The sequence below is a fragment of the Thermophilibacter sp. genome (assembly GCF_966187215.1).
Genome location: NZ_CBIFYV010000073.1, coordinates 1 through 5,767, shown reverse-complemented (window position 1 = coordinate 5,767; position 5,767 = coordinate 1). Strand labels below are relative to the sequence as shown.

Sequence of the window (5,767 nt, the reverse complement as noted above, 5' to 3'; positions counted from 1 at the left end):
GGCGCACGGCTACGCCGTGTAGGACGTACAAGAAAATGTCCGCGGTCCCGATTATATGAATATGAAATCATTTTTTGCGGGTTGTTGGCCAGGCGGCAAGGGGAAGGGGGGGGGTAACGAATCCAAAATTGAGAATAATTCTCAATTGCAAATTAATATCAATACGGTATACTGACATCGTCAGCGGAGAGGAGGGGACATGGCGACGAGAAACACCGTCCAGCGCACGGTCATCGAGGCCGAGCTGCGCGCGCTCGCCAACCACCCCACCGCGGACGAGGTCTACGAGGCGGTCCACGCCAAGCACCCCACCATCAGCAAGGCCACGGTCTACCGCACGCTCGGCCGTCTCGCCGACGAGGGCGAGATCGCGCGCGTGCGCATCAACAACGGCGCCGACCGCTTTGACCACCAGACGTTCGCCCACTACCACGTTCGCTGCACGCGCTGCGGGCGGGTGGACGACGTCATGATCCCGCAGATGGCGGGCATCGAGGAGGCTGCCGCCGAGGCGTCTGGCTATCGCGTCACCGGCCACGCGCTGCAGTTCGACGGCATCTGCCCGACCTGCCAGGCATGCGAGGCAGCATCGGCCTAGGCGCGAGTCGCGGCCGTGCGCATAGGAGAGGGGCGGGGCGAGCGTCCCGCCAACGACAACAGGGAGGTAACACCATGAAGTGGGTCTGCAAGGTCTGCGGTTACATCTACGAGGGCTCCGAGCCGCCCGCGGAGTGCCCGGTCTGCCACGCTCCGGCCAGCCAGTTCGAGAAGGTCGAGGGTGAGCTGAAGCTCGCCGCCGAGCACGAGTACGGCATCTACGACAAGACCGTCAAGGACAACCCTGACGTCTCCGACGAGGACAAGGCCTACATCCTCGAGCAGCTCAAGGCCAACTTCACCGGCGAGTGCTCCGAGGTCGGCATGTATCTCTGCATGGCCCGCATCGCCCACCGCGAGGGCTACCCGGAGATCGGCCTGTACTGGGAGAAGGCCGCCTACGAGGAGGCCGAGCACGCCTCCAAGTTCGCCGAGCTGCTGGGCACCGAGCTCGAGCCCAACATGAAGGCCTCCACCAAGGAGAACCTCGCCTGGCGCGTCGACTGCGAGTTCGGCGCCACCGCCGGCAAGGTCGAGCTGGCCACCTGCGCCAAGAAGAACAACCTCGACGCCATCCACGACACCGTGCACGAGATGGCTCGTGACGAGGCCCGTCACGGCAAGGCCCTCAAGGGCCTGCTCGAGCGCTACTTCGGCTAAGAGCGATGGCTGGCAGGCCAAGGAAGAAGGCCGCCCACGCCAAGAAGGTCAAGCCCTCGGGGCCCGCGCCGTGCGCGGTGCTCTGGGGGCTTGACCCCTCTGGCGAGAAGGGCACGGCGGTCCGGGCGGTGCTCGCCGAGATGGGCGTCGTGGCGCGCACGGTGACGCCCGAGCGCCTGGGGGACCCGGCCGGCGCCTTCGCGCGGCTGCCCGGCGTGCGACCGGCGCGCACGCCCTACGAGGGTCCGGCGCCGGACTGCGAGTTCGTGCTGCTCTGCGGCCTGACGAGCAAGCAGATCGACGAGTTTCTCGCCCGGAGCCGCGAGGCCGGGTGCGTGGTGGGTCCCAAGGCGATGCTCACCAAGGACAACCGCGGCTGGCCGATCGTGCGCCTCATCCAGGCCGTCGCGGCCGAGCACGCGGCCAACGGGGGCATGTAGGCGCGCGCTAGCAGGTGATTTTCAGCGCATGGGGCGGGCCTGGGGGGCGCCCTTCACAAGTTGGGCGGTTTTTGCGGTGCCCCTGAGTAGCGGTTGAGAGCCCACCTCGTCTACCAGGTCTTTTGTTGAGGGACATGGCGCGTCTACTCAGAGGGGCTCTGAAAAACCGCCCAACTTGTGAGCCAGAGCCCAAAAGAAGCCTCCGCGCGCCCGACCGGCTACACTAAATGGGTTCAATCCACGGACCAGAGAAGAGCCGCCATGAGCGAGAAGCGCGCCGCGACCGCGGAGGTCGCCGAGAAGACCATCCTTGCCGTCGACACGTCCACGGACATGCTGGCGTGCGCCGTGGCCCGCGTGGGCGCGGACGGATCCGTCACCGTGCTCGCGGCGCGCGACCACATGTGCCGGCGGAGGGCCAACGTCGAGCTCGTGACCACGGCGCAGGGCGCGCTCGCCGATGCCGGCCTCGCCATGGGCGACGTGGACGCCGTGCTCTGCGGGCGCGGCCCGGGCTCGTTCACCGGCGTGCGCATCGGCGTGGCCACGGCCAAGGGGCTCGCGTGTGGCGCGGGTCTGCCGCTCTACGGGACCTCCGCGCTGGACGCGATGGCGTGGTCCGCGTGGGGCGCCGGCGTCCGCGGGACGCTCGCGGTGGCCGGCGACGCCATGCGCGGCGAGGTCTATCCCGGCATCTACCAGCTTGACGACGCCGGCGCGCACCGCACCTTCCCGGCCGAGACCGTCGTGAAGGCAGACGCGTGCGTCTCCGCGTGGGCGGCGCGCCCCGACGCGGCCGAGCTCACGCTCACGGGCAACGGCCTCGCCAAGTACCGCGCCCGCTTCGAGGCCGCGGGCTTCTCGGCGTTCGTGTCCGAGGACGCGTGGTGGCCCACGGGCGAGGGGCTCGTGCGCGCCGCCGTGGAGGGCGGCGCACTCGCGGGGCCGCGCGCCCAGTCCGGCGACCCGGCGCTGGTGCTGCCCATCTACACGCGCCTCTCGGACGCCGAGGAGGCCGAGCGCACGCGCCTGGGCCTCAAGGAGCCCGCCACGGTCGAGCTGACCGGCGTGGACGACGCGTTGGCGGGCATCCACTTGCAGCTTCGCCCGATGACGCTCAACGACACCAAGGCCGTGGCCGCCCTCGAGGCGGCTGCCTACGAGGGCTCGGCGCACGCGCCGTGGGGCGAGAAGCTCTTCTACGAGGAGCTCTCCCAGCCCGGCCGCAGCTGGTGGGTCGCCCACGACCAGGGCCGCGTCATCGGCTTCGCGGGCGGCCGCCTGGCCGGCGCGGACTTCGAGATCGAGGAGGTCGTCGTAGACGCGGCGCGCCGGCGCGAGGGCGTCGCGCGCCGGCTGGTGGCGCGCGTGGCCTACGACGCGCAGATGCTCGGCGCCCACACGGTCTCGCTGGAGGTTGACGAGAAGAACGAGCCGGCGCGCGCCCTCTACGCGGCGCTCGGGCTGGCCGAGGAGGGGCGCCGTCCCGGCTACTACGCAGCCGGGCACGACGCGCTGATCCTGCGCGCGCCGCTGCCGCTGGCCGCCGAGGCCGTCGGGGGCTCCGACGAGCACCCCGAGCCCGCGCCCTCCATCCGGCCGTGGCCCATCGAGCCCGCGCCGCGCTCCGAGGAGGCCCGCGCCGCGCTGGCCGCGGCGGGCCCGCTGATCCTCTCGATCGAGTCCTCCTGCGACGAGACCGCCATGGCCGTGACCGACTCTCACGGCGTGGTCTGCGCGAGCGTGGTGGCCACGCAGATCGACTTCCACGCGCGCTTCGGCGGCGTGGTGCCCGAGATCGCCAGCCGCAAGCACACCGAGGCCATCGTGGGCGTCCTCGAGGAGACGCTCGCGCGCGCCGGCGCGCGCTTCGGCTGCGACACGCTCGCGCCCGCGGACCTCGCGGCGGTGGGCGTGACGGCAGGGCCGGGCCTGGTGGGCGCGCTCGTGGTGGGCGTCGCCTTCGCCAAGGGGCTCTGCGCGGCCGCCGACCTGCCGCTCATCGCCGTGCACCACCTCGAGGGGCACCTCATGGCCAACCTCTTCGAGACGCCCGACCTGCGCCCGCCCTTCGTGGCGAGCCTCGTCTCGGGCGGCAACACGATGCTCGTGCACGTGCGCGCCTGGGGCGACTACCAGGTTCTCGGCGCCACGATCGACGACGCGGTGGGCGAGGCGTTCGACAAGGTGGCCAAGGCGCTCGGCCTGGGCTATCCGGGCGGCCCCGTGATCTCCAGGCTCTCGGCGCAGGGCAACCCCAAGGCCATCCGCTTCCCGCGCGCGATGCTGCACAGCGGCGACTACTCCTTCAGCCTCTCGGGTCTCAAGACGGCCGTCATCACCTACATCGAGGGCGAGAACCGCGCGGGGCGGCCCATCAACCTGCCCGACCTCGCGGCGAGCTTCGAGGCGGCGGTCATCGACGTGCAGGTGGCCAAGGCCGTGACCGCGGTGGAGGAGACCGGCGTGTCGGACTTCTGCGTCGGTGGCGGCGTCGCGGCCAACCCCGGGCTGCGCGCGGCCTACAAGGAGGCGTTCGCAAGGCGCGGCGTGCGCGTGACGGTCCCGCCGATGCGCGCCTGCGGCGACAACGCCGCCATGATCGGCATCGCGGCGCTGCGCAGCTACGACGCCGGGTCCTTCTCGCCGCTCACGCTGGACGCCGACCCCAACGCGCCGCTCGGCGCCTGGTCCACGCCCGACGCGCCCGTCCCGCCCATGTGGGAGGCGTGAGAAGGCCCCGCGCCGCCCGCCCCTCTCGTTAGTCCCGTCAATCCGCACGCTTTGGGCCCCAAAACCGTGCGGATTGACGGGACAATCTCGTGGACGGTGCCTCCCGTTACATCGGTGTTTCCCGCCGTCACGTGCCGAGCCGCGCGGGCCGGCGCGTGCTATCCTCCCATGCCGTGCGCGTAACTTTCTCGCATTAGGTTGCAAGGGGGAGGGGAATGGGTCCCCTCCGGTTGCGTCGCACGGAAGGGGTCATAACAAAAAGGGAAAGGAACCACCATGAAGGCCACCCCGCGTTTCATCGTATCTGACAGAGTTTCGCGCCGCGACTTCCTCAAGCTCTCGAGCCTCGCGGCGGGCATGGGAGGCGTGATGGTCCTTTCCGGCTGCGGCCCCGCCGCGCAGGACTCCACCACCGGCGACACCTCTGACGACACCGCCTCCGACGAGGCCGGCGAGGCCGTTCTCGGCGACGGCAAGACCATGCGCGTGGGCATGGAGGCCGCCTACCCTCCGTACAACTGGCAGGTTGAGGAGGAGTCCGAGTACACCATCCCCATCGACAACGTGGACGGTGCCTACGCGGATGGCTATGACGTCCAGGCCGCCAAGATCATCGCCGAGGGGCTGGGCATGGACGCCGTGGCCGTGAAGCTCTCCTTCGACGGCCTCATCGACGCGCTCAACAACGGCCAGATCGACATCATCTGCGCCGGCATGTCCGTCACGCCGGAGCGCGCGAGCTCCGCGCTCTTCTCGGACTCCTACATCGACGACGACATCGTCATGATCACCAAGAAGGACTCCCAGTGGGCCAGCGCCACGACCTTCGCCGATCTCGCGGGTGCCGCGATCATGGGCCAGGCCGCCACGATGTACGACGACGTCATCGAGCAGATCGTGGAGGCCGAGCCGAGCGTCACGCACCTGACCCCGGCCGAGACCGTGCCCATGGTCGTCCAGAACCTCACCAGCGGGACCGCCGACATCATCACCTACTCGATGCTCTCGGTGCCCAAGCTGCTCGAGACCTACCCGGACTTCGTGGAGCTCGAGATGACCGACAAGTTCGAGGGCTCCGTCATGCCCGACAACGCCGCGATCGCCAACGGCCAGGACGCCCTGCTCGACAAGATCAACGAGATCATCGACGGCATCCCCGAGGACGAGCGCCAGCAGATGTGGAACGAGTGCATGGACCGTCAGCCCGCGTAGGGCCGGCCTTCACTCGCCTAGGATAGGGGGCGCGCGCCGCACGTGGCGGGGCGCGCCCACACACATATAACCCAAAGGAGAAACCACGGGCTCTGCCCCCCCCGGCGAGCAGCAGGAGAGGAAGC

Annotated in this window: 5 protein-coding genes; all 5 read left to right on the top strand. The window is 69.9% G+C overall.

The genetic code is table 11. The features are described from left to right. The first annotated feature begins 199 nt into the window (after nt 1-199). The 5 genes from ACWTSU_RS06200 to ACWTSU_RS06180 all read left to right on the top strand — a co-directional run bounded on the left by ACWTSU_RS06200 (nt 200) and on the right by ACWTSU_RS06180 (nt 5,642). On the top strand, nt 200-598 hold the full coding sequence (locus ACWTSU_RS06200; protein WP_455139002.1) for a Fur family transcriptional regulator: 399 nt from the start codon (nt 200-202) through the stop codon (nt 596-598). 74 nt (nt 599-672) lie between these two features. Beyond that, on the top strand, nt 673-1,257 hold the full coding sequence (locus ACWTSU_RS06195) for an NADH peroxidase (RefSeq protein WP_455139001.1): 585 nt from the start codon (nt 673-675) through the stop codon (nt 1,255-1,257). A 5-nt stretch (nt 1,258-1,262) separates the two neighbouring features. Further along, on the top strand, nt 1,263-1,697 hold the full coding sequence (locus ACWTSU_RS06190; RefSeq protein ID WP_455139000.1) for a DUF3783 domain-containing protein: 435 nt from the start codon (nt 1,263-1,265) through the stop codon (nt 1,695-1,697). Nucleotides 1,698-1,958: 261 nt separating this feature from the next. Next, complete coding sequence (gene tsaD, locus ACWTSU_RS06185; RefSeq protein ID WP_455138999.1) at nt 1,959-4,430, top strand: tRNA (adenosine(37)-N6)-threonylcarbamoyltransferase complex transferase subunit TsaD; 2,472 nt, start codon at nt 1,959-1,961, stop codon at nt 4,428-4,430. Between the two features lie 276 nt (nt 4,431-4,706). Further along, entirely contained in the window at nt 4,707-5,642 is a 936-nt protein-coding gene (locus ACWTSU_RS06180) for a transporter substrate-binding domain-containing protein (RefSeq protein WP_455138998.1), read from the top strand. The last annotated feature ends 125 nt before the right edge of the window (nt 5,643-5,767 follow it).